The organism is Methylobacterium sp. E-005 (assembly GCF_022829725.1).
In the GTDB taxonomy this organism is placed as follows: domain Bacteria; phylum Pseudomonadota; class Alphaproteobacteria; order Rhizobiales; family Beijerinckiaceae; genus Methylobacterium.
Map to the genome: position 1 here is coordinate 24,628 of NZ_JAKSYG010000204.1, position 22,083 is coordinate 46,710.

A 22,083-nucleotide genomic window follows, 5' to 3' on the forward strand; every position below is an offset into this window, starting at 1 on the left:
GACCGGGGTCACAGGAACTGTCCGATCGTGTCGAGCAGCTGGCGCTGGTCGAATTTCTGCTTGGTCAGGTAGGCGTCGGCGCCGAGGTCGAGGCCCCGGGCCACGTCGGCGGCGTCCCCGCGGGAAGTCATCAGGATCGTCGGCAGCCGGGCGAAGCGCGGATCGGCCCGCAGGGCCTGGAGCAGGCCGAACCCGTCGAGGCGCGGCATCTCCACGTCGGCAAGGACGAGACTCACCGGCTCGATATCGGCACGCAGCCGATCGAGGGCGTCCTGACCGTCGACACAGACGACCACGCGGTAGCCGGCCGCTTCCAAGATGCCCTTCTCCAACGTCCGGGTGGTGATCGAATCATCGACGACGAGGATCGTCGCCCGCGCGGCGGCCCGCGGTGCGGCGTCCCCCGTTGCGCGTGTGGTCGAACGTGGAGCCTGCCCCATCGTTCCGGAGGTTGATGCGACAGCCGCGCGCGCCGCGAGTCCCTCGGGATCGAGCACGAGAACCGGGACGTCGCCCGGCAGGATGGCCGTACCGGCGATCAGGCCCGGATCGGACCCGAAGGCCGGGGCCGGCAGGACCAGGAGCGAGCGGACATCGTGCAGGCGATCGACGGCGAGCGCCAAGCGGCCTCCCTCGGTTCGCAGCACGACGGCGTGCAGAGCGTCGGGATCGTCCGGTTCGGCGGGCTCGCCCAGGATCGCGGCGAGATCGCTCACCGGGTGGCTGGTGGCCGCGTCGCCCGTGCCGAGCCGCAGAACCGGGCGGCCCATCGCCAACGGCAGATCGGCCCGCTTCAGGCGCAGCAGCCGCTCCACGGCGTTGCCTGGCAGCGCGTAGCTGCGGCCGGCCGCCTCGACCAGCAGCAGGCTGCGCCGGGCGGCCGAGAGCGGCAGGCTGAAGACCAGGGCGGTGCCGAACGGCGAGCGCGGCTCCAGCCGGACGCTGCCCAGAAGCTGGCGCGTCGCATCCGCCGCCACCGAGAGACCGTATCCGCGCCCCGACAGGGTATCGACCGCCTCCGCGGTGGAGAAGCCGGGCTCGAAGACGAGGCGCAGCAGGGCCTCGGGGTCGGCGACCGCCTCGGGGCTCAGGAGGCCGCGGGCCCGGGCCGTGGCCTCGATCCGGGCGAGATCCGGCCCCGGCCCATCGTCGAACACCGTGACTTGGAGCCGGGCGCCGCGCACCGCCACCTCCAGCCCCAGCCCCAGCGCCTCGGGCTTTCCGGCGGCGCGGCGCCGCTCCGGGCTCTGCCAGCCGTGGCTCAGGGCGTTGCGGAGGGCGTGGAGCAGCGGATCCTTGAGCGCCTGGAGCGTGCCACGCTCCACCGGCAGATCGAGGCCGCGCAGATCGAGATCGACCTCCCGGCCCTGCTCCCGGGCGGTCTCGCGGAGCGACCGCGCCAGGGGGGCGAGGACCGTCTCGGCCGGCACCAGGGCGAGACGTTCGGCGGCGGCACGGACCCGGGCGGCGGCCCCGTCGATGGCGTTGCTGGCCACGGCGTGGCGTCGGGACAGATCCGACGCCTCCCGGGCGAAGGCACCGACCTCGGTCGCGAAGGCGCGCCACGCGGTTCGGTCGATATCGGCCCCGCCGGCGAGCGCCTCGGCGCCGGCCCGCAGGGTCCGGGCGAGACCGGCCAGCCGGGCGAGGCTCTCGGCCGCCGAAGTGCGGCCGGCCAGCGTGCTGGTGAGATCGTGGCTCGCCCGGGCCATCGCCTCCACGGCCTCCGCGGGAACACGCAGCAGGGCGGCGCCGGAATCGGCCGGCTCTGCGGGCTTTGGGGCGGGCTCCGGGGCCGGTCCGGCGGGTGGCGCAGAGGACGCGGGAGGGGGTGGCGAAGGCGCGACAGCCGGCCCCGCACCGGGCTCGGGGATGGGTTTGGCGACGGGCTTGGCGACAGGCTTGCCCGCCGCCTCGCCCGGCATCCCGAGAACCTGCCCGAGGGCCGCCAGGGCGTCCGGCGGCATCTCCGGCCCGGCCCCGTCCTGCAGGCCGGCGACGTAGGCCTCGATCCGGTCGAGGGCGAGGTGGACGGCGTTGGCCGCATCCCGGTCGAGGGCGGTCGCGTCGGACCGGACCTTCTCGAACAGCGTCTCCAGGCGGTGCGCGACCGCCTCCACGGCAGGCAGATCGACGGCGCGCGACGCCCCCTTCAGGCTGTGGGCCCGGCGAAACACGTCGTTCCAGTCGGGCGTGGCGCTGCCCAGCGCCCCGCGGATCGCCGCGACGTGCTCCCGATGCTCGACATCGAAGGCGGCGAGGAGGAGCTGGCGGATATCCTGAGCCAAGACGCCGCCGGCCTCAGTGCCGGTAGCGTTCGGCGAGCGCCATCAGCGCCTGGGCCAGCTCCGTCAGGTTGGCCGAGGCGGATTCCACCTGCCGCGTGCCGGCCGCCGTCTGCTGGCTCGCCTGCCGGATGTTCTGGAGCGCGCCCATCACCTGCTCGATGCCGAGTTGCTGCTGGTTCGTCGAGGCCACGATCTGCTGGAAGGTCTGGACGTTCTCCTCCACCCGGGCGGTGATCTCCTCGATGGTCCGCTGCGTCGTGTCGGAGCGGGTCTTGCCGGCGGCGGCGCGCTTCACGGCTTCCTCGGTCAGCATCACCGACGTGTTGATGCCCCGCTGAATCTCCCCGAGGATGCCGCGCACCTGTCCCGTGGCGGCCTTCGCCTGATCGGCGAGCAGCTTCATCTCCGAGGCGACGACCGAGAAGCTGCGGCCGCTCTCGCCTGCCGCTGCCGCCTCGATGGCGGCGTTGAGGGCGAGCAGATGCGTGCGCTCCGAGATGTCGTTGACCGTCTCGATGATGTCGCCGATCGTCTGGGTCTTCTCCGACAGGCTCACGATGTTGCCGGCCACGGCCTCGGCCTGCTCGCGGATCGCGTCCATGGCCTTGGCGGTGTCGGAAACGGCGCGCAGCCCCTGGCGCGAGGTCTGGGCGGTGGCCTGGGCGGTGGCGATCACCTCGGTGGCGCGCTTGCTGATCTGCGCCCCCGAATGGGTGATCTCGTCGACCGTGGCGGCGGTCTCCTGCACGGCGGCGAATTGCTGCTCCACGGAGGCCGCCTGCTCCTGCGCCGAGGCGCGGATCTCGGCCGCGGCGGCGTTCAGGTCGGTGGTGGCGGCGCGGTTGGTCTTGGCGAGGTCCGAGAGGCCCGCCACCATCGTGTTGAGGGTGGTGGCCAGCCGCCCGATCTCGTCGCGCCCGCCGACCGTCAGCTGCCCCGACAGGTCACCGCCGCCGACCCGCTGCACGAAGGCCATGACGGTCTCGAGCGGGCGCACCACCGCGCGGCTGATCAGCCACGTGACCAGGATCGCCAGCACGATCGCGGCGGCGAGGGTCAGGTAGATCGAGAGCCGGGAGCGGTCATAAACCTGCTGGGCGGCGCGCTGGCCGAGGGCCATCCCGCCGTCGAGCAGGGTCCTGAGGTTCTTGATCCCATCCAGGAACGGGCTTTGGAGGCGGGTGATCTCGTCGTTGCGGGCCTCCACGGCGCCGGCGTCCTGCTTGGCGATGGCGGCGAACTGCGCCTCGCCGAGGCTCCGGACCTCGCGGAACGCGCGTTGCACGTCGGCGGCAGCCGCCGCGATGCGGTCCCAGGAGGCCACGCGCTCGGCGGTCGCCGAATAGGCGCGGTACTCGGTGGCGAGCTGGATCGTATTGGTGAGCCGGTTCTCGATTTGGGTGGCGATCTGGCGCCACGCGGCCAGGGTGTCCTCCGGGCGCGCCGCCCGTCCCTGGCCCTGCATCAGCATGGCGATCACGGCGGTGCGGCGCAGGAGCCCGAGGTCGCGGGCCTCGTTGCCGAGGTCGTCGATCTGACGCAGCACCGTCATGTCGCGGCGCACGATGGCGTCGGTGGTGTCGCGCACCGCGCCGATCTGTTCCAGCGCATAGAGCCCGAGCGCCACGATCACCACCGTGACGGCGAAGAAGCCGAGGAGAATACGTCTTCCGATCGAGAGGTTCACGGTCGGGCTGGCTCCGTTTGACGTCTGGCTCGAAGGCCGGCGGGCCCGTCAGGGCAGGGCGCGGCGCAGGAAGCGAGGAAGATCGACGATGACGAAATCCGGGCGGTCGGCGCCCGCCACCGCGGGGGCATAGCCCGAAGCGGCGGCGTTGCCCAACCCCTCCGGATCCGCGGACCCCGCGGCGATCACCGCGGGGGCGATGCCCAGCACCCGGTTGACCGCCAGGGCGAGGGGCTGCGGCGTCACGGCCCCGCGCAACACCACGAGATGCGCAGCCTCCCCCTCGGGTTCCGGTCGACCGAGCGCCCGGGCAAGCCCGAGGACACCGACGATCCGGCCCGAAAGGGCGATGAGGCCGATCAGCGCCGGCACCGCGCCGGGCATGGGCGTGAGGGGACGCATCGGCAGCACCTGCGCCACCGCCGTCAGCGGCAGGCCGTAGCGCTCGCTGCCGCAGGCGCAGACGAGGTGATCGAGCCCGGCCTCGGAGGCCGAAACGGCGAGGCCGCGCCGAGCCAGCGCCGCGGCGCGCTCGGCGCGGAGGTCGCGCTCCGTCCGGGGCCGCGTCGGCGCGCGGTTGTCCTGCGGGCTCAGGCTTGCCTCCATCAGGAACTCCTGCGGTCGAGCGCCGCACGGGCCGCGGACGCGCCGGCGGCGATCTCGGCGGCGGTCGCGCCGTCACCCTCGGGAAGCACCGTGTCCGGCCCCAGGGCTTCGCAGAGGGCTTGGCTGAGCGCAACGGCGTTGTCGAGGGCGCGGGCCGCCTCGTCCGGTCGGCCGAGGGCGATCAGCAGCAGGCCGAGATGGTAGTGAGCCATCACGAAGCCCCGGTCGAGATAGAGGGCCGCCCGCAGCGCCCGCTCGGCCTCCGCGTCGCGGCCCAGTGCCCGGGCGAGCAAACCCTCGTAGAAGCGCAGAGCCGGGTCGGTCGGGTCGGTGTCGAGGGCGATGCGCAGGGCTCGCCAGGCGGCTCCGGTATCCCCGGCATCCGCGAGGGCGCGGATGCGATCACGCCCGGGCAGGTCGTGACCCGACGAGGCGTGGCCCGGCGGGACGGATTGCGCAGGCGGCGCCGCACCCGACGATGAAACCGGGAGCGGTGCCGGTTCCTGGGCCGGCACGACGGGCCGTGCCAGGTCGGCCAGAGCCGGGGCGTCCGCGAGCGCGCCATCGCGCATCACCGGCGTCTCGAGCGGCGGACACGCCGACGCGACGTGTATCGCCGGCACCGGCGCCGATGGCTCCGACCGGGTGCGGTAAACCACCGTCCCGGGCAGGCTGACGGCATCGAGGAACCCCGCGAAGGCCGGGCTCGGCTCGGCATGGCCGAGGAGCAGCCAGCCATCCGTCCGCAGCCGGCGGCCGAGGCCGCGCACCACCGCGGCGACCGTCCGGGCATCGAAGTAGATCAGCACGTTGCGGCAGAGGATCAGGTCGAACCGCTCGCCGTCCCGCGCCAGCGGCTCGGTGAGGGTGAGCAGGTTGCCCCGCTCGAACCGCACCAGCCCGCGGAATTCGGGACGCAGGGCGTAGCCGCCCTCCCGCCGGATACCCGGGGCGGGCGGGAGGCGGGTGAAGTAGCGCAGTCGCTCCTCCGCCGGCATCGTGCGCAGGGCCCAGCGGCCGTACTCGGCGGCGCGGGCGGTGGCGAGGGCCTCGGTGCTGATGTCGGTGCCGAGAATCGAGACCCGCCAGTCCGGCAGGGCCTCGCCCAGAAGTTCCTGCACCAGGATCGCCAGGGAGTAGGGCTCCGCCCCGGTCGAGCAGCCGGCGCTCCAGATCCGCAAGGTGCGCTCGGGGGCCCGGGCCGCGATCAGCGCCGGCAGGATCCGCTCGCGTAGAGCCTGGAACTGCTCGGCGTAGCGGAAGAAGAAGGTTTCACCGACGGTGATCTCCGCCTCCAGCCGCGCCCACTCGGCTTCGCCCCGCGTCCCGTCCGACAGGAGCGCGGCATAGGCCGCGCAATCGGCCGCCGCGGCGTCGCGGAAGCGCCGGCGCAGCCGCTCGATCAGGAGATCGTCCTTGTCGGCATAGTAGTGGTGGCCGGTGCGCGCGATGATCCGCGCCTTCAGCGCCGCGTAGGCGGGATCGGCACCCGGAGCGGGAGGGGAAGAACCCGGAGGCGGCATCGCGGATCAGGCGAGGTCGGGCAGGGCCGCAAGGCGCTCGGCGGCGACCCGGGCGAGCGCCGCGACCCGCGCACGCTCCTGGGCGGAGAGCAGGCGCGCGGGCGCCAGGACGTGGACGAGGCGTTCGTCGCGGACGAGTTCGGCCACGACGCAGCCATTGAGCGTCCCCTCCTCGCCGGCTGGCCGAATCGCGGGGTCGGGAACAATGATGAGGTCGGCGACCCGATCGACGCAATAGGCCACCGCCTCGCCCCGCACGAGGACGAGATGCGCGTAGAGGCCGGCCGGAGACGGGTCTGCACGGATGCCGAGGAGGCTGGCGAGGTCGATGACGGGGACCGGCGCACCGCCGAGATTGAGAAAGCCGCTCAGCCAGCCTCCGGCGGCCGGCGGCGCGTGCAGGTCCGGCAGCGGCAGCACCTCGGCCACGGCGGCATGCGGCAGGGCGCAGGGCGTGCCGGCGACGTCGAGGAGGAGATAGGCCGTACCGCTGCTGGCCAAGATCGCCCGCTCCCCCGCCATCCGCGCCTCTCGACCGGGCTGGATGGCGCAATAGGCCGAGTCGGCGCTTCCGGCAATCGGCGGCCGGTCAGGACCAACCCCGGGAACCAAGTCTTGGCTCAGCCGCTTATTTTCCGACGCAGCAGCGCCGCATCTATGATGGTCGGCGCCTCGCCTGCGCCGATCTACGCCAGGGATTGACGATGAGGAAACTTCTGTTGGCCGCTGCGTCGCTGACGCTCCTCGCGGGCTCCGCCTACGCCCAGGGTAACTCACCCTATAACAACTCTGGCGCGCAGGCCGGTGGCCCGCGTGGCGGCATGGAGCGCGCCGGCGAGGCGGCCGCGATGGAGCGGGGGCCCGCACCGGCCGCCCGGCCGATGATGCGTAAGCGGATGATGCACAAGCGGATGATGAAGCATCACCGCCGGATGCGTCACCACATGTGATCACCCAAGGCTCGGCGCCGGAGGGCGATCGGGCCTCGGCCATCAGGCCTGCCGCACCCGCGGCAGGCCTTTTTCGTGCCCCAGCCCCGGAAAGCCTCCCACGACACGCGCCTGCAACGTCACGCCGCCTGGAACCATAATTCCAGTCAACGCGCTCGAAAAGCAGCGCGCGACAAGCTTGCCGGATGTCGGCCTGCCGTTCACCTTCGCGACAAGTCAGATCCACGTGGCCGATGTTCGGAAACGAACACCCCGAACCTGGGGTCTCAGCGCGACGGATCGTGGAAGAAATTGAGGGAGGATCGATGTCGCGCCCGCTCGACCGGAGAGCCGAGGACAGGATCGAGACGACCGGCGTCGAGGGGCGGCGCAGCGCCATCGTGGGGGCGGTGCGCCAGCGGGGCTTCGTCACCATCGAGGCCCTCGCGGCGCAGTTCGGGGTCACCGTCCAGACGATCCGCCGCGATCTCAACGAGTTGAGCGCAGAGGGCCGGCTGGAGCGCTACCGCGGCGGCGGCGGACTGCCATCGAGCGTCGAGAACATCGACTATGCGGACCGCCGGGTCACCCTGCTCCCCGAGAAGACCCGGATCGGCCGCCTCGCGGCGAGCCGGATCCCGTCGCATTGCTCGGTCTTCATCAATATCGGCACGACGCCCGAGGCGGTCGCCCGCGAGCTGACCCACCACGACGATCTCAGCATCATCACCAACAATCTTAACGTCGCGCTCTCCCTGGCGGAGGCGACGGAATTCCGGATCGTCGTCGCCGGCGGCACCGTGCGCAACCGCGACGGGGCCGTGCTCGGCCAGCTTACCTGCGACACGCTCAGCCAGTTCCGGGTCGACGTGGCGGTGATCGGAATCAGCGGCATCGACGCAGACGGAGCGCTCCTCGACTACGATTACGAGGAGGTGCGCGCCACCCAGACCATCCTGGCGCATGCCCGGAAAACCTTCCTGGTCGCCGACCACACGAAATTCACCCGGCGCCCGATGGTGCAGGTCGGACGGTTCGACCAGATCGATACCTTCTTCACCGATCGGCCGCCGTCGCCGGAGATCGTCGCGCTGCTGGAGCGTCAGGGCGTCAGCCTCGCGGTCGCCGACGGGCCGGACGAACCGTAACGAACATCGATTTTTTCGCTTGCGAAAGCCTTCGGCCGGGTCAATATATCTCCACCTCGCCATTCAGGTCAGGCAGGAGAAACCATGGCGGCAGCAACGCGCCAGCGCGAGCCGTCCGACGCCTATGATCTGCTGGTCGTCGGCGGCGGCATCAACGGTACCGGCATCGTCCGGGACGCGGCCGGCCGCGGCCTGTCGGTCCTCCTGGCCGAGCGTGGCGATCTCGCGGGCTTCACCTCGTCGTCCTCGACGAAGCTGATCCATGGCGGCCTGCGCTACCTCGAATATTACGAGTTCCGCCTCGTGCGTGAGGCTCTGGCGGAGCGCGAGCGGCTGCTGCGGCTCGCTCCCCATGTGATCTGGCCCCTGCGCTTCGTTCTGCCCCACGACGAGGGGTTGCGCCCGGCCTGGATGCTGCGGCTCGGCCTGTTCCTCTACGATCACCTCGCACGCCTGCGCACGCTGCCAGGCTCGCACGGGGTCGACCTGCGCAATTCCGCCTACGGCGCGCCGCTGCAGAAACGGCTCAAGCGCGGCTTCGTCTATTCCGACTGCTGGGTCGAGGACAGCCGCCTCGTCGTGCTCAACGCCATGGACGCCCGCGAGCGTGGCGCCACGGTGCTGACCCGCACCGGCGTGGTCTCGGCAAGGCGCGAGGGCGAGGGCTGGGTCGCGACCTTGCGCGACGAGCGCGGGGGCGCCGAGCGGACGATCCGCGCAAAGTCAGTGGTCAACGCCGCCGGCCCCTGGGTCAGCGCGACGCTCGGCGGCACCCTCGGCATCAACAGCCGCGCGGCGGTACGGCTGATCAAGGGCAGCCACATCGTGGTGAAGCGCCTGTTCGAAGGCGATCAGGCCTACATCCTGCAGCAGCCCGACAAGCGCATCATCTTCGCGATCCCCTACGAGCGCGACTTCACGCTGATCGGCACCACCGACGTGCCCTATGATGGGGAGCCCGGCCCGGTCTCGATCTCCCCCGAGGAGACCGACTACCTCTGCGGCTGCATCAACCGCTCGTTCGACACCAAGATCACCCCGGCCGACGTGGTCTGGAGCTATTCGGGTGTCCGCCCGCTCTACGACGACGCGGCCGAGAACGCCTCGGCGGTGACCCGCGACTACGTCCTCGACGTCGAGGACCAGGGCGGCAAGGCTGCCGTGCTGTCAGTGTTCGGCGGCAAGATCACGACTTACCGGCGGCTTGCCGAGCACGCGCTGGAGAAGCTGAAGCCGTACTACCCGCACCTCAAGAAGGCCTGGACGGGCGACGCCGTCCTGCCGGGCGGCGCGATGACGGATGCCGATTTCGACCAGTTCCTGGCGAAGCTGAAATCGGAAAAACCGTTCCTGCCGGAGGAGACCGCCCGCCGCCTTGCCCGTGCCTACGGAACGCGGGCGCGCGACATCGTCGGGAATGCCCGTTCCATGGCGGATCTCGGCGAGGCCTTCGATGGCGGACTCACGGCGGCGGAGGTCGATTACCTGCGCACCGAGGAATGGGCGGTCACCGCCGAGGATATCCTGTGGCGGCGCTCGAAGCTCGGCCTGCGCACGGGCGCGGAGAGCGCGGCGCGCCTGACCGCCTATCTCGATCGCAGGGCCGAGGCGGCCTGATTGTTTCGGCCCCGATCCGGCGCAGACCGGTCGGGCATAACAGGGGAGGGAACGATGAGCCGTTACGTCGGGGCCATCGACCAGGGCACCACCAGCAGCCGCTTCATCGTGTTCGACCGGGCGGGCAGCGTCATCGCGCTGGCCCAGGCCGAGCACGCGCAGATCTATCCGGCTCCCGGGCATGTCGAGCACGACGCCACCGAGATCTGGACGAAGACGCAAGCCGTGATGCGCGAGGCGCTGGAGAAGGGCGGGCTGCAGCCCTCCGACCTCGCGGCCATCGGCATCACCAACCAGCGCGAGACGACGGTCATCTGGGACCGGACCACCGGCAAGCCGCTGCACAACGCCTTGGTCTGGCAGGACACCCGTAACGACAGGCTGGTGGCCGAGTTCGCCCGCGAGGGCGGCCGCGACCGGTTCCGCGACCTGACGGGCCTGCCGCTGGCGAGCTACTTTTCCGGACTGAAGCTGCGCTGGCTGCTCGACCACGTCGAGGGTGCCCGCGAGAAGGCCGAGGCCGGCGATGTGCTGTTCGGCAACATCGACACGTGGCTGGTCTGGAACCTCACCGGCGGCACGGAGGGGGGCCTCCACGTCACCGACGTGACCAATGCCAGCCGCACGCAGCTCATGTCGCTCAAGACTCTGGAATGGGACGACGGCATGCTGTCGACCTTCGGCATCCCGAAGGCGATGCTGCCCAAGATCGTCTCGTCGAGCGAGGTCTACGGCGAGACCAAGGCGCCATTCGCGGGCGTGCCGATCGCCGGCATCCTGGGCGATCAGCAGGCGGCCCTGTTCGGCCAGACCTGCTTCACCCCCGGCGAGGCCAAGAACACCTATGGCACCGGCTGCTTCGCGCTGATGAATACCGGCGAGGAGCCCGTTCCCTCGAAGGCCGGCCTCGTCACCACGCTGGCCTACCGCCTCGACGGGCAGAAGCCCGCCTACGCGCTGGAGGGCTCGATCGCCATCACGGGCGCCCTGGTGCAGTGGCTGCGCGACAACCTGCACATGATCAAGGATTCGGCCGAGGTCGAGACGCTCGCCACCACGGTCGAGGACAATGGCGGGGTCTACTTCGTGCCGGCCTTCTCGGGCCTCTACGCGCCGCACTGGAACGAGGGTGCCCGCGGCCTGATCATCGGCCTGACCCGCTACGTCAACCGCGGCCATATCGCCCGCTCGGTGCTGGAGGCGACCGCCTTCCAGACCCACGAGGTTCTGGACGCGATGGCCAAGGATTCCGGCATCCCCGTCAAGGAGTTGCGGGCCGATGGCGGCATGGTGGCCAACAACACGCTGATGCAGTTCCAGGCCGACATGCTCGATGTGCCGGTGGTGCGCCCGAAGGTGGCCGAGACCACCGCACTCGGTGCCGCCTACGCGGCGGGTCTGGCGGTCGGCTACTGGAAGGGGCTCGACGACCTCAAGCGCAACTGGGGCGTCGACAAGCGCTGGACGCCGAAGATGGATGCCAGCCAGCGCCAGAAGATCGCCGCCGCCTGGGGGCGGGCGGTGCAGCGGTCGTTCGACTGGAAGACCGAGGAGGACTGAGCGGCTTTTCCCGCCCCTGGCGATTCCGGGTAGGCCTGGGGTCGCAAGGGGAGGAGAGCGCCTTCGCGCGCCTCCAAGACTCTCAAAATCAACAACAAACGGGGGAGACTACAGCATGACATCACCCTTCCTGGGCGAGTTCCTCGGCACGATGACGCTGATCGTCCTGGGCGACGGGATCGTCGCCGGCGCCCTGCTCAAGAAATCCAAGGGCGAGGGCGCGGGCTGGATCGCCATCACCGCGGGCTGGGCCTTCGCGGTGCTCGCCGGCATCTTCGTGGCGAACGCCACCGGCAGCCCCGACGCGCATCTCAATCCCGCCGTGACGGTGGCGGGCGCAGTCAGCGCCGGGGATTTCAGCAAGCTCGCGGTCTACATCCCGGCCCAGATGCTCGGCGCCTTCGCGGGCGCGGTCATCGTCTGGCTCCACTATCTGCCGCATTGGGCGGCGACCCCGGAGCAGGACCTGAAGCTCGCCTGCTTCTGCACCGGCCCGGCGATCCGCGATGCGAAATCCAACTGGATCTCCGAGATCATCGCGACCTTCTTCCTGATCCTGACGATCTCCGCCCTTGTCACCAACACGCTGGGCGCCACCGGGGCGATCCCGCGGGGCGTGGCGCCCTACATGGTCGGCATGCTGGTCTGGGGCATCGGCCTCTCGCTCGGCGGCACCACCGGCTACGCCATCAACCCGGCCCGCGACCTCGGACCGCGCATCGCCCACGCAGTGCTGCCGATCGCCGGCAAGGGCTCTTCGGATTGGAGCTACGCGCTGATCCCGGTCGCCGCCCCGGTGGTTGGCGCGGCTTTGGCCGGGCTGTTCGTGCGGGCGCTGGGGATCTGACGGAACGCCCACACCCTTAACCACCGCGGGGCGTCCCTGCGTCGCGGCGGTTTGCGGTGCGGGGTCTGGCGGCTTAAGTCAGGGCGATCCCGACCGCGCCCCTGGGGCGCCTCCACACGGTGTGGCAGCCCCCGACCCATGGCCGTCGTCCTCGACATCCTGAAGAACGATCCGCGACCGGTCCGCCACCCCGAGAAGGCGCATCGGCCCGATCAGCCCGTCCAGGCCAAGAAGCCGGACTGGATCCGCGTGAAGGCGCCGGGCTCGAGGGCCTGGACCGAGACGCAGAAGATCGTCCGCGAGCACGGCCTCGTCACGGTCTGCGAGGAGGCGGGCTGCCCGAATATCGGCGAGTGCTGGGAGAAGCGGCACGCCACCTTCATGATCATGGGCGACACCTGCACGCGGGCCTGCGCCTTCTGCAACGTGCGCACCGGCCTGCCCGACGCCCTCGATAGGGCTGAGCCCGAGAAGATCGGCGACTCGGTCGCCAAGCTCGGCCTGCATCACGTGGTGATCACCTCGGTCGACCGCGACGACCTGAAGGACGGCGGCGCCGAGCATTTCTCCCGGACTATCGCGGCGATCCGGCGGGCCAGCCCCGGCACCACGGTGGAGATCCTGACCCCCGACTTCCTGCGCAAGGACGGTGCCCTCGAAACCGTCGTCGCTGCCAAGCCCGACGTGTTCAACCACAACCTGGAGACCGTGCCGGCCAAGTACCTCACGGTGCGGCCCGGCGCCCGCTACTTCCACTCCGTGCGCCTGCTGCAGCGGGTGAAGGAGCTCGATCCGACGATCTTCACCAAGTCCGGGATCATGGTCGGGCTCGGTGAGGAACGGAACGAGGTACTCCAGCTGATGGACGACCTGCGCTCGGCCGATGTCGATTTCCTGACCATCGGCCAGTACCTGCAGCCGTCGAAGAAGCACCACGAGGTCGTGCGCTTCGTCCCCCCCGACGAGTTCAAAGCCTACGAGACCACCGCCTATGCCAAGGGCTTCCTGCTGGTCTCGGCCACGCCGCTGACGCGTTCGTCGCACCATGCGGGTGAGGATTTCGCGCGTTTGCAGGCTGCACGTCGGGCGAAACTGGCGCCCGCGCTCTCGGCCTGAGGAAACCCAGACACGATGCCGTCCTTCCGGGTCACCCGCACGGTGAAGCATTCGCCGCAGCAGATGTACGACCTCGTCGCCGACGTGGAGCGTTACCCCGAGTTCCTGCCGCTGTGCGAATCCCTGCGGGTGATCCGCCGCCAGGACATGCCCGATGGCGGGCATGTCCTGATCGCCGAGATGGGTGTGGGCTACAAGGCGATCCGCGAGCGCTTCACCACCCGGGTCAGCCTCGATCCCGCGAATCTCAAGATCGTGGCCGAGTATATCGACGGCCCGTTCCGGCATCTGGAGAACCGCTGGCTGTTCAAGGAAGCGCCGAACGGCGGCTGTGCGGTGGATTTCTTCATCACTTACGAGTTCAAGAGCCGCACCCTCGGGCTCCTGATGGGCACGATGTTCGACCGGGCTTTCCGCAAGTTCACCGACGCCTTCGAGGGGCGGGCGGATCGGATGTACGGGGCGCGGGCTTAGCCCGCCGTCATCGCTTCGCTGCGCGCGCAAGGACGGTTTCAGAGCCGCGCCGGCACGCGCACGTGCTCCGGCCGAACCCCCATCCCGATCATCCGCGCCGGAAGAACCTGCAGGGGCGGCACCGCATCGAGGATCCGTAGCGCGAGCGGCGCGCGGAGCGGCGCGTCGGCCTTGAGCGAAGCGGCGATCACCCGCGACTGGATCACCCGCTGCAGCGCCTGCGTGGCCCAGACCGGGAACATCCGCCGGGCCTGGACCCGGGCGAGGTTGGCCTCGGCGACGGGACCGGCCCGCAGCGGCCCGGCCAGGAGATTGGCCGCCGCCACCGCATCCTGGATCGCGAGGTTGATCCCGACGCCCCCCACCGGCGACATAGCGTGGGCCGCGTCGCCGATGCAGAGCAGCCCGGGCCGGTGCCAGCGCGCCAGCCGGTCGACCGTGACGGTCAGGAGCTTGACCGCATCCCAGTCAGCGATCTCCCCGGTGCGGTCAGCCAGGAACGGCGCGATCTGCGCAACCGCCTCCCGGAAGGCCGGAAGACCTTTCTCCCGAAGCGCCGCGTCGCCGCCCTTCGGCACCACGTAGGCGCATTGCCACGCATCGCCGCGGTCGAGGGTGATGAGGATGCGGCCCGGCCCGAAGCGGCCGGCCGCCGCCTCGGGGTCGCCGTCCCGGCGGGGCAGACGGAACCACAGGACGTCGATCGGCGCACCGAAGGCCCGGGGCGTGAAGCCCGCGCAGTCCCGCATCCGCGAATGGCGGCCGTCGGCGCACAGCACGAGGTCCGAGCGGATCTCGACCGGCCCGTCCGGTCCCTCGGCACGCACGCCCGCGACCCGGCCGTCCGCCTCGATCAGGTCCCGGGCCTCGGTGCGGCGGATCACGCGGAAGGCTGGGTAGCGGCCGGCCTCGCCGGCCAGAAAGTCCAAAAAATCCCATTGCGGCATGAAGGACAGGAAGCGGTTGCGCGTCGGCAGCCGACTGAAATCGGCGACCCGGTAGCTGCGCCCGGCGACGACCCCGGAAAAATGCTCGACACGCCTCTGGGGCAGGGCGCGGAAGCGCTCGGTGAAGCCCAACTCGTCCATCAGGTCGAGGGTGGACGGGTGGATCGTGTCGCCGCGGAAGTCGCGCAGGAAATCCGCGTGCTTCTCCAGCACGATCGTGTCGATCCCGGCGCGGGCGAAGAGCAGGCCGGCCATCATCCCGGCGGGGCCGCCGCCGACGATGCAGAGCCGGGTGGTCACCGTCTCCATGAAGTCCCTCCCGGTCAGTCGCGAACAGCCTCCTCCAGAAGGCCGATCGCGTCGGCGACGGCGGCCCGGCGGATGCCCGCGCGCCCGAGATCGCCGTAGCGCCGCTCCAGGTGGCGCACCGCGCCGCCCCGCACGGCGAGGCCGAAATGCACGAGGCCGACCGGCTTCCCGGCGCTGCCGCCGCCGGGGCCGGCGATGCCTGTGATCGCCACCGCGACATCGGCCCGCGAGGCGGCGAGCGCGCCGGCGGCCATGGCCCGCGCCACCGGCTCGCTGACGGCGCCGTGCTTCTGGATCAGGTCCATCGGCACGCCGATCGCCTCGGCCTTGGCCGCGTTCGAGTAGGTGACGAACCCGCGTTCGACCGCCGCCGAGGAACCCGGCACCGCGGTGAGCAGGCCGGCCACGAGGCCGCCCGTGCAGGATTCGGCGGTGGCGATCGTGCGGCTGGCCTTCGTGTAGGCCGCTACCAGCGCCTCGGCGCGGGCCAGAAGCTCCGTGTCGTCGATCATCGCGAGCAGGCTCCCATCGGGCGGCCGCGCCCTATCTCACGGTGTGTACCAGAGCCGGTCTCCACTCAAGGACGAACGGCCGTCGCCCGGAGACACCGAGTCCATGATCTTCCCCGCCACCACGGCCTTCTTCGCCGGGCTGCTCGCCCTCGTCTATCTGGGCCTGTCGGGATGGGTGATCGGGGCGCGGGTGTCCGAGAACGTGCTGCTCGGCGACGGCGGCGACACCACGGTGCTCAAGCGCGTCCGCTCGCACGCGAATTTCATCGAATACGTGCCGCTGGCGCTGATCCTGATCGCCCTGCTGGAAGCCGGCGGCGGCGGCCATGGGCTGGTGCAGGGGCTGCTGGTGGCCCTGCTGGTCGCCCGGATCCTGCACCCGATCGGGATGTTCGCAGCCCCGAACTCGCCGCGCCAGTTCGCCTGCCGGGGCGGCGGCATCCTGCTGACGCTGGCGGTGCTCGGCGTGGCCGCGATCGCGCTGCTGCTGCGGGCGAACTGATCCCGGGTTTCCAAAGGGCGAGCCCTTTGGTGGGTTGTCAGGGCAAGGCCCTGACCGTCTCGGGCACAGCCCGACACCGGGTAACGTCCGGCACCAGGGCTCTGCCCTGGACCCGCGAAAGGGCTCGCCCTTTCGAAACCAGGATTTTGTGCGCGCGCGTCAGACGGGCTCATCCATCTCCGGCAGACGCACGGTCGCGGCGGCCTGAGCGGCGAGCCCCTCGGCGCGGCCGACGAAGCCGAGCTTTTCCGTGGTGGTCGCCTTGATGGAGACCGCCGAGAGCGGCACGCCGGCGATGGCGGCGATGCGCGCCCGGATCTCCTCCCGGTGCTTGCCGATACGCGGCGCCTCAGCGAGCACGGTGATGTCGAGGTGATCGATCCGGCCACCCCGGGCGCGGACCAACTCGCAGGCATGGGCGAGGAACTGGTCCGAGGACGCCCCGCGCCAGCGCTCCTCGGAGGGCGGGAAGTGGGTGCCGATATCGCCATCCGCGATGGCGCCGAGCAGGGCATCGGTCAGCGCGTGGAGAGCCACGTCGCCGTCGGAATGGGCGAGCACGCCGCGATCGGCCGGGATCTTCACGCCGCCGAGCCAGACATGGTCGCCGGTGGTGAAGGCATGGACGTCGAAGCCGGTACCGAGGCGGGTCACGTAGCTGGTCATGGCGCGGGCTCCCGGCGCAGGGGTTTCGGCGGAACCGGCCGCGAAGGCGCGGTCGGCCTCGATCAGGTCGGCGGGCTGGGTAATCTTCCGATTGGCGATATCGCCCGCGAACACAACCACCGGCAAGCCCGCCCATTCGGCGAGCGCCCCGTCGTCGGTGAAGCCGTCGAGGCCTTGCGCGGCGGCATCCCGATGGGCGCCGAGCAGCGGTCCGAACCCGAAGGCCTGGGGCGTCTGGACGGCGCGGAGATGCTCGCGCGGCGGGGTCTCGTGCACCCGGCCGATGCCCGGCGCGATGTCGACGACGCGCTTGACCGTGTCGGTCACCGGCACACCCGGCACGGCAGCCCCGTGGTCGCGCCCGGCCGCGATCGCCCGGGCGATCAGCGGCGCATCCACGTAGGGGCGGGCGGCGTCGTGAACCAGCACGATCTCGGGCGCCGCGCCGGCCAGCGCTTCGAGGCCGGCCCGGACGGAGAGCTGGCGCGTGGCGCCGCCCTCGACCGGCGCGGCGATCTTTTCGCGCAGCCCGGCTTCAAGCTCGTCCAGGCAGGTTTGAAAAAAATCGGCTGCGTCGGCGGCGATCACCGGCTGGATCCGGTCGATGGCCTCCTGGGCGGCCAAAGCCGCGAGGGTGCGCGTCAGGACCGCCTGTCCGCCCACCCGGCGATACTGCTTGGGCGTGCCGCCGCCGATGCGGATGCCCCGGCCGGCCGCCACCACCACGGCGGCGACGCCGGTTCCCGCTGAGGCGGGTCCGTTGGCAGGCGTGCCGGTGGCGGACATGGGCGGTGAACTCGTGGGATCGAGGGGCAGGATCGCGGCCGGGCGCGGGCCAGCCGTGCCGCCATTGCCCTGCCGGTGAGCAGGCCCGTCGTTTAAGCGGGGGTGGACGCGAAATCAACGCGCGGCCCCGCTTGCCAGCGGGGCGGCTTTGCCTCATTGTTGTGCAGAATGGCGACTGATCATTATTTGAGCGCACTGCGCGGGGGACGGCCGGTTGAGGGCGGGGCAGCACCCGCGCCGCTCTGCCTGCTCGCCCCGCTATCCGGCGTGACGGACCTGCACATGCGCCGGATCGCCCGTCGCTGCGGCGCCGACGCGGTCATCTCCGAAATGGTGGCGGCGCGGGAATTCACCCGCGGATCCGGCGAGGCCACGTTGCGGGCGGACGGGTCGGGCGTCGATCTCCACGTGGTCCAGCTCGCGGGCTGCGAGGCGGAGCCGATGGCAGAGGCCGCGCGCCTCGCGGAGGCCGGCGGTGCCCACGTGATCGACGTGAACATGGGCTGCCCGGCCAAGATCGTCACCGGCATCGCCTCGGGCTCGGCCCTGATGCGCGACCTCGACCATGCCGAGCGGCTCCTGGCGGCGGTCCGGAACGCGGTCTCGGTGCCGGTCACCGTCAAGATGCGCCTCGGCTGGGACGACGCGACCCGCAACGCCGCCGACCTCGCGGCCCGCGCCGAGCGGCTGGGGCTCAACGCCGTCACGGTCCACGGGCGGACCCGGCAGCAATTCTACACCGGCACGGCCGATTGGGCGGCGATCCGCGCGGTGGTCGAGGCGGTGTCGATCCCGGTGATCGCCAACGGCGACGTCACCGACCTCGCTAGCGCCCGCGCCTGCCTCGCGGCCTCGGGCGCGGCCGGGGTGATGATCGGCCGGGCGGCGACCGGCCGGCCCTGGCTGGTCGGGCAGGTCGCGGCGGCGCTCGCCGGCCGGCCGGTTCCGGAACCGTCACGGGCCGAGCAGGCGGCGCTCGCCGCCGAGCACTATGCCGGCCTCCTGGCGCTCTACGGTCGCCCGATGGGCGTGCGCCACGCGCGAAAGCACCTCGCCGCCTATGCCGAAACCGGCGGGGCGCTGGAGCCGGCGGAGCGGTCGGCGCTCCTGACCACGACCGATCCGGACGTCGCCCTGTCCCTCCTGGCCCGGGCCTTCGCGGGACCGGCCGATACCGTGCGGGAGGCCGCGTGAGCGACGAACTTCCCCAGCAGGATCCCGGTCCGAGGCGCGATACTGCCGCCGAGGCCGTGCTCAATGCGTTGCCGCTGCCGGTCCTGACCATCGGCGGTGACGAGCGCATCCTCCACTGCAACCATGCCGCGGAGGCGTTCTTCGATTATTCCGCCCGGCTGATGCAGCGCCGTCGCCTGCGCGACATCATCCCGTTCGCCTCGCCGATCATCGCCCTGGTGGCCGAGGTGCGACGGCGCCAAGCCAGCGTCAGCGAGTACCGGGTGGAGCTGACCCAGCCGCGCCTGGGGCTGGAGCGCAGCGTCGACGTGTTCGCCACCCCGCTCGGCGACGACGGCGACGCGGTGGTGATGATGCTGCAGGAGCGCACCATCGCCGACAAGATGAACCGCCAGCTCACCCATCGCGGCGCCGCGCGCTCAATGGTGGCGCTCGGCGCCATGCTGGCCCACGAGATCAAGAACCCGCTCGCCGGCATCCGCGGCGCCGCGCAGCTCCTGGAGAGCACCGGCGCCGAGGAGGACCGCCTCCTCACCCGCCTGATCTGCGACGAATCCGACCGGATCGTGCGCATCGTCGAGCGCATGGAGCTGTTCGGCGACGAGCGTCCGGCCGAGCGCGGCGCCGTCAACGTCCACGGGGTGCTCGATCAGGTGAAGCGCTCGGCGCAGTCGGGCTTCGCGCGCCATATCCGCTTCGTCGAGACCTACGATCCGTCCCTGCCGCCGGTTTTGGGCAGCCGCGACCAGCTGATCCAGGTGATCCTGAACCTCGTGAAGAACGCCGCCGAGGCGATCGGTCCGGACGCGGTCGAGGGCGAGATCACCCTGTCGACCGCCTTCCGCACCGGCCTGCGCCTGCAGGTGCCGGGCTCGCGCGAGCGGGTCAGCCTGCCGATCGAGGTGGCGGTGCGCGACAACGGCCCCGGCATCTCGGCCGAGCTGCTGCAGGACCTGTTCGATCCGTTCGTGACCACAAAAGCACAGGGGTCCGGCCTCGGTCTTGCATTGGTCGCCAAGATCGTCGGCGATCACGGAGGGATCGTCGAGTGCGATCCCGCCCCCCGCCGCACGACGTTCCGCATCCTCCTGCCGATGTCGAGCGCCCGGGACGGGCGCGAATCGGCGGTCGATCCGTAATGTGGTTTCCCCCTTTCCGGCCCCCGTCGGAGGTCTGAGTAGAGAGTCATGCCCAACGGCCACATCATCGTCGCCGACGACGACGCCGCGATCCGCACCGTGCTCAACCAGGCGCTGTCCCGGGCGGGCTACGAAGTCCGCTCCACGGGCAACTGCGCCACCCTCTGGCGCTGGGTCGCACAGGGGGAGGGCGATCTCGTGATCACCGACGTGGTGATGCCCGACGAGAACGTGTTCGACCTGCTGCCCCGCATCAAGCGGGTGCGGCCGGAGCTGCCGATCATCGTGATGAGCGCGCAGAACACGTTCATGACGGCGATCCGCGCCTCGGAGCGGGGCGCCTACGAGTACCTGCCTAAACCCTTCGACCTGAAGGAGCTGATCGCCATTGTGGGCCGGGCGCTCTCCCGCCCCCGCGGCGCGGCGCCGGCCGGTGCGCCGCCCGAGAACGAGGATATCCCGCTGGTCGGCCGCTCGCCCGCCATGCAGGAGATCTACCGGGCACTCGCCCGGCTGATGCCCACCGACCTCACCGTGATGATCACGGGTGAATCCGGCACCGGCAAGGAGCTGGTCGCCCGGGCGCTGCACGATTACGGCCGCCGCCGCACCGGCCCGTTCGTGCCGGTCAACATGGCGGCGATCCCGCGCGACCTGATCGAGTCCGAGCTGTTCGGCCACGAGAAGGGTGCCTTCACCGGCGCGCTCCAGCGCTCCGCCGGCCGGTTCGAGCAGGCCGAGGGCGGCACGCTGTTCCTCGACGAGATCGGCGACATGCCGATGGAGGCGCAGACCCGTCTGCTGCGCGTGCTCCAGCAGGGCGAGTACACCACGGTCGGCGGCCGGGTCCCGATCAAGACCAACGTCCGGATCATCGCGGCGACCAACAAGGATCTGCGGATCTCGATCCAGCAGGGCATCTTCCGCGAGGATTTGTTCTTCCGGCTGAACGTCGTGCCGCTGCGGCTACCGGCCCTGCGCGAGCGGTCCGAGGACGTTCCGGACCTCGTCCGCCACTTCTTCGTGCTGGTCGAGCGCGAGGGGCTGACCCGGAAGTCCCTCGATGGCGACGCCATGGAGCGGCTCAAGCGCTACCGCTGGCCGGGGAACGTCCGCGAGCTGGAGAACCTCGTCCGGCGATTGGCCGCCCTCTACCCGCAGGACACGATCACCGGCCCGGTGATCGAGGCCGAACTCGACACACTGCCGCTGGCCACCCCCTCGACCCCGGCCACCAACGGCGCCGCCCGCAAGGCCGGCGGGGAATCCGAGAGCCTGTCGAGCGCGGTGGAGCGGCACCTCTCGGATTACTTTTCCGGGTATCGCGACACGCTGCCCCCGCCCGGGCTCTACCACCGGATCCTGCGGGAGATCGAAGGGCCGCTGATCGGCGCGGCTCTGGCCGCCACCCGCGGCAACCAGATCCGCGCGGCGGAACTGCTCGGGGTCAACCGCAACACCCTGCGCAAGAAGGTGCGGGATCTCGACCTGCAGGTGTTCCGGACGGCGCGGTAGGAGTTTTCAGCCTGATCCAACCCGCCGCCGCATCCTGAGATGCCCGCGTCAGCGGGCCTCGAAGGCGGGATCCAGGGATCGTGCGCTTTCTGGAGGGCTCCTTCGAGGCCGCCGCTACGCTCCGGCGCCTCGGGATGAGATCCAGATCCGGATGAGCGCGATCCCGCCTGCGCTCACCGCGCCGGCAGGATCGGGTCGCCCCGCATCAGCGCGTGAAGCCGCTCGGTATCGAACCCGTTCGGGATCGCCGGCGCGGCCGGCTTGGCGGCCGGCGCGGCCTTGATGGGCGCCGGCAGGGATCCGGTGGCGGAGGGCTCGGCCTGGGCGGCGCGCACCACAGGCGCCGGCGCCAGATGGGCGAGCCGGTCGGCGCTGACGAACACCACCGTCGCCGTGGAAGCGAGGACGAGGACGCCGCCGAAGAGGGAACGCAGGATACGCAAGCGACGACCCGACACGCGACTTGAGACGGCAACAGAATAGCGCCGCGGCCGTTAACGAAGCCCCACTCCAAGGCTTCCGCCCAATTTTCGGGAGGCGATATTGACGAACGCCCAGGCCACCGCGAGCGACAGCCCGTTCATTCAGGGGCGCAATGCCCGGCTCTACGGCAAGCCCAAGAGCGAGTGCCCCTATCCAGAAGGGTCCGAGGACCGGACCGCCTGGATGGAGGCCTACGACGAAGCCGCGGTCACCGATCCGCCCGAGAACCCCTGAT

21 protein-coding genes are annotated in these 22,083 nt (G+C 71.0%); 12 read left to right on the forward strand and 9 right to left on the reverse strand.

Annotated elements, in window-relative coordinates; translation table 11 throughout:
- Positions 1 to 8 precede the first annotated feature (8 nt).
- The 5 genes from MKK88_RS23385 to MKK88_RS23405 are packed head-to-tail and all read right to left on the reverse strand — an operon-like array spanning position 9 to position 6,605.
- A complete protein-coding gene (locus tag MKK88_RS23385; RefSeq protein WP_244003983.1) occupies positions 9 to 2,288 on the reverse strand; it encodes a response regulator in 2,280 nt (759 codons plus the stop codon).
- 13 nt (positions 2,289 to 2,301) lie between these two features.
- Positions 2,302 to 3,975: a methyl-accepting chemotaxis protein gene (locus tag MKK88_RS23390; protein ID WP_244003985.1), complete on the reverse strand. Its 1,674-nt coding sequence runs from the start codon at positions 3,973 to 3,975 to the stop codon at positions 2,302 to 2,304.
- 48 nt (positions 3,976 to 4,023) lie between these two features.
- The gene (locus MKK88_RS23395) at positions 4,024 to 4,581 is read right to left on the reverse strand and encodes a chemotaxis protein CheW (protein WP_244003987.1); all 558 of its coding nucleotides are present in this window, start codon (positions 4,579 to 4,581) and stop codon (positions 4,024 to 4,026) included.
- Positions 4,581 to 6,104, reverse strand: coding sequence for a CheR family methyltransferase (locus tag MKK88_RS23400; RefSeq protein WP_244003989.1), 1,524 nt, complete (start codon positions 6,102 to 6,104; stop codon positions 4,581 to 4,583). Before MKK88_RS23400 ends, MKK88_RS23395 begins: the two co-directional genes overlap by 1 nt.
- Positions 6,105 to 6,110: 6 nt before the next feature.
- A complete protein-coding gene (locus MKK88_RS23405; protein ID WP_244003991.1) occupies positions 6,111 to 6,605 on the reverse strand; it encodes a chemotaxis protein CheW in 495 nt (164 codons plus the stop codon).
- A gap of 203 nt (positions 6,606 to 6,808) precedes the next feature.
- On the opposite strand from MKK88_RS23405, the gene MKK88_RS23410 reads away from it, so the two are divergent.
- The 7 genes from MKK88_RS23410 to MKK88_RS23440 all read left to right on the forward strand — a co-directional run bounded on the left by MKK88_RS23410 (position 6,809) and on the right by MKK88_RS23440 (position 13,795).
- Positions 6,809 to 7,054: a hypothetical protein gene (locus tag MKK88_RS23410; RefSeq protein ID WP_244003993.1), complete on the forward strand. Its 246-nt coding sequence runs from the start codon at positions 6,809 to 6,811 to the stop codon at positions 7,052 to 7,054.
- A 305-nt stretch (positions 7,055 to 7,359) separates the two neighbouring features.
- Positions 7,360 to 8,181 (forward strand): DeoR/GlpR family DNA-binding transcription regulator, encoded by an 822-nt coding sequence (locus MKK88_RS23415; RefSeq protein WP_244003995.1) that lies wholly within the window; start codon positions 7,360 to 7,362, stop codon positions 8,179 to 8,181.
- An 84-nt stretch (positions 8,182 to 8,265) separates the two neighbouring features.
- On the forward strand, positions 8,266 to 9,798 hold the full coding sequence (glpD, locus tag MKK88_RS23420) for a glycerol-3-phosphate dehydrogenase (protein ID WP_244003997.1): 1,533 nt from the start codon (positions 8,266 to 8,268) through the stop codon (positions 9,796 to 9,798).
- Positions 9,799 to 9,852: 54 nt separating this feature from the next.
- Positions 9,853 to 11,358, forward strand: a complete 1,506-nt coding sequence (gene glpK, locus MKK88_RS23425) for a glycerol kinase GlpK (RefSeq protein ID WP_244003999.1) — start codon at positions 9,853 to 9,855, stop codon at positions 11,356 to 11,358.
- 115 nt (positions 11,359 to 11,473) lie between these two features.
- Complete coding sequence (locus tag MKK88_RS23430; RefSeq protein ID WP_244004001.1) at positions 11,474 to 12,205, forward strand: MIP/aquaporin family protein; 732 nt, start codon at positions 11,474 to 11,476, stop codon at positions 12,203 to 12,205.
- 138 nt (positions 12,206 to 12,343) lie between these two features.
- Positions 12,344 to 13,321, forward strand: coding sequence for a lipoyl synthase (lipA, locus tag MKK88_RS23435; protein WP_244004002.1), 978 nt, complete (start codon positions 12,344 to 12,346; stop codon positions 13,319 to 13,321).
- 15 nt (positions 13,322 to 13,336) lie between these two features.
- A complete protein-coding gene (locus MKK88_RS23440; RefSeq protein WP_244004004.1) occupies positions 13,337 to 13,795 on the forward strand; it encodes a type II toxin-antitoxin system RatA family toxin in 459 nt (152 codons plus the stop codon).
- Between the two features lie 38 nt (positions 13,796 to 13,833).
- Here the strand turns inward: MKK88_RS23440 and MKK88_RS23445 are convergent, their stop codons facing one another.
- Both MKK88_RS23445 and MKK88_RS23450 read right to left on the reverse strand, forming a co-directional pair.
- Positions 13,834 to 15,051 carry an FAD-dependent oxidoreductase gene (locus MKK88_RS23445; protein WP_244004006.1) on the reverse strand — a complete coding sequence of 406 codons (1,218 nt, stop codon included), beginning with the start codon at positions 15,049 to 15,051 and terminating at the stop codon, positions 13,834 to 13,836.
- A gap of 14 nt (positions 15,052 to 15,065) precedes the next feature.
- Entirely contained in the window at positions 15,066 to 15,563 is a 498-nt protein-coding gene (locus tag MKK88_RS23450; RefSeq protein ID WP_244004008.1) for a CinA family protein, read from the reverse strand.
- A gap of 103 nt (positions 15,564 to 15,666) precedes the next feature.
- Between MKK88_RS23450 and MKK88_RS23455 the strand changes: the two genes are divergently transcribed.
- Positions 15,667 to 16,065 carry an MAPEG family protein gene (locus MKK88_RS23455; protein WP_244004010.1) on the forward strand — a complete coding sequence of 133 codons (399 nt, stop codon included), beginning with the start codon at positions 15,667 to 15,669 and terminating at the stop codon, positions 16,063 to 16,065.
- 159 nt (positions 16,066 to 16,224) lie between these two features.
- Here the strand turns inward: MKK88_RS23455 and MKK88_RS23460 are convergent, their stop codons facing one another.
- Complete coding sequence (locus MKK88_RS23460; RefSeq protein WP_244004012.1) at positions 16,225 to 17,517, reverse strand: bifunctional 2-C-methyl-D-erythritol 4-phosphate cytidylyltransferase/2-C-methyl-D-erythritol 2,4-cyclodiphosphate synthase; 1,293 nt, start codon at positions 17,515 to 17,517, stop codon at positions 16,225 to 16,227.
- Positions 17,518 to 17,685: 168 nt separating this feature from the next.
- On the opposite strand from MKK88_RS23460, the gene dusB reads away from it, so the two are divergent.
- Genes dusB through ntrC form a run of 3 tightly spaced genes read left to right on the forward strand, consistent with a single transcriptional unit; the run spans position 17,686 to position 21,365 of the window.
- The gene (dusB, locus tag MKK88_RS23465) at positions 17,686 to 18,711 is read left to right on the forward strand and encodes a tRNA dihydrouridine synthase DusB (protein ID WP_244004014.1); all 1,026 of its coding nucleotides are present in this window, start codon (positions 17,686 to 17,688) and stop codon (positions 18,709 to 18,711) included.
- A complete protein-coding gene (locus tag MKK88_RS23470; RefSeq protein WP_244004016.1) occupies positions 18,708 to 19,850 on the forward strand; it encodes a two-component system sensor histidine kinase NtrB in 1,143 nt (380 codons plus the stop codon). The genes dusB and MKK88_RS23470 overlap by 4 nt, the downstream gene beginning before the upstream one ends.
- Before the next feature lie 48 nt (positions 19,851 to 19,898).
- Positions 19,899 to 21,365 carry a nitrogen regulation protein NR(I) gene (gene ntrC, locus MKK88_RS23475; RefSeq protein WP_244004018.1) on the forward strand — a complete coding sequence of 489 codons (1,467 nt, stop codon included), beginning with the start codon at positions 19,899 to 19,901 and terminating at the stop codon, positions 21,363 to 21,365.
- 173 nt (positions 21,366 to 21,538) lie between these two features.
- Here ntrC and MKK88_RS23480 read toward each other — a convergent pair whose 3' ends face one another.
- Positions 21,539 to 21,808 (reverse strand): hypothetical protein, encoded by a 270-nt coding sequence (locus tag MKK88_RS23480; RefSeq protein ID WP_244004020.1) that lies wholly within the window; start codon positions 21,806 to 21,808, stop codon positions 21,539 to 21,541.
- 100 nt (positions 21,809 to 21,908) lie between these two features.
- Here MKK88_RS23480 and MKK88_RS23485 point away from each other — a divergent pair, with 100 nt between their 5' ends.
- On the forward strand, positions 21,909 to 22,082 hold the full coding sequence (locus MKK88_RS23485; protein ID WP_244004022.1) for an Rmf/CrpP family protein: 174 nt from the start codon (positions 21,909 to 21,911) through the stop codon (positions 22,080 to 22,082).
- Position 22,083: the final 1 nt, after the last annotated feature.

Bases quoted from the DNA above. Each gene is read 5' to 3' on its own strand.
- MKK88_RS23395 (WP_244003987.1), bottom strand. From the start codon at position 4,581: ATGGAGGCAAGCCTGAGCCCGCAGGACAACCGCGCGCCGACGCGGCCC.
- ntrC (WP_244004018.1), top strand. From the start codon at position 19,899: ATGCCCAACGGCCACATCATCGTCGCCGACGACGACGCCGCGATCCGC.
- MKK88_RS23440 (WP_244004004.1), top strand. From the start codon at position 13,337: ATGCCGTCCTTCCGGGTCACCCGCACGGTGAAGCATTCGCCGCAGCAG.
- MKK88_RS23400 (WP_244003989.1), bottom strand. From the start codon at position 6,104: ATGCCGCCTCCGGGTTCTTCCCCTCCCGCTCCGGGTGCCGATCCCGCC.
- MKK88_RS23430 (WP_244004001.1), top strand. From the start codon at position 11,474: ATGACATCACCCTTCCTGGGCGAGTTCCTCGGCACGATGACGCTGATC.
- MKK88_RS23410 (WP_244003993.1), top strand. From the start codon at position 6,809: ATGAGGAAACTTCTGTTGGCCGCTGCGTCGCTGACGCTCCTCGCGGGC.
- MKK88_RS23445 (WP_244004006.1), bottom strand. From the start codon at position 15,051: ATGGAGACGGTGACCACCCGGCTCTGCATCGTCGGCGGCGGCCCCGCC.
- dusB (WP_244004014.1), top strand. From the start codon at position 17,686: ATGGCGACTGATCATTATTTGAGCGCACTGCGCGGGGGACGGCCGGTT.
- glpK (WP_244003999.1), top strand. From the start codon at position 9,853: ATGAGCCGTTACGTCGGGGCCATCGACCAGGGCACCACCAGCAGCCGC.
- MKK88_RS23450 (WP_244004008.1), bottom strand. From the start codon at position 15,563: ATGATCGACGACACGGAGCTTCTGGCCCGCGCCGAGGCGCTGGTAGCG.
- MKK88_RS23455 (WP_244004010.1), top strand. From the start codon at position 15,667: ATGATCTTCCCCGCCACCACGGCCTTCTTCGCCGGGCTGCTCGCCCTC.
- MKK88_RS23415 (WP_244003995.1), top strand. From the start codon at position 7,360: ATGTCGCGCCCGCTCGACCGGAGAGCCGAGGACAGGATCGAGACGACC.
- lipA (WP_244004002.1), top strand. From the start codon at position 12,344: ATGGCCGTCGTCCTCGACATCCTGAAGAACGATCCGCGACCGGTCCGC.
- MKK88_RS23460 (WP_244004012.1), bottom strand. From the start codon at position 17,517: ATGTCCGCCACCGGCACGCCTGCCAACGGACCCGCCTCAGCGGGAACC.
- glpD (WP_244003997.1), top strand. From the start codon at position 8,266: ATGGCGGCAGCAACGCGCCAGCGCGAGCCGTCCGACGCCTATGATCTG.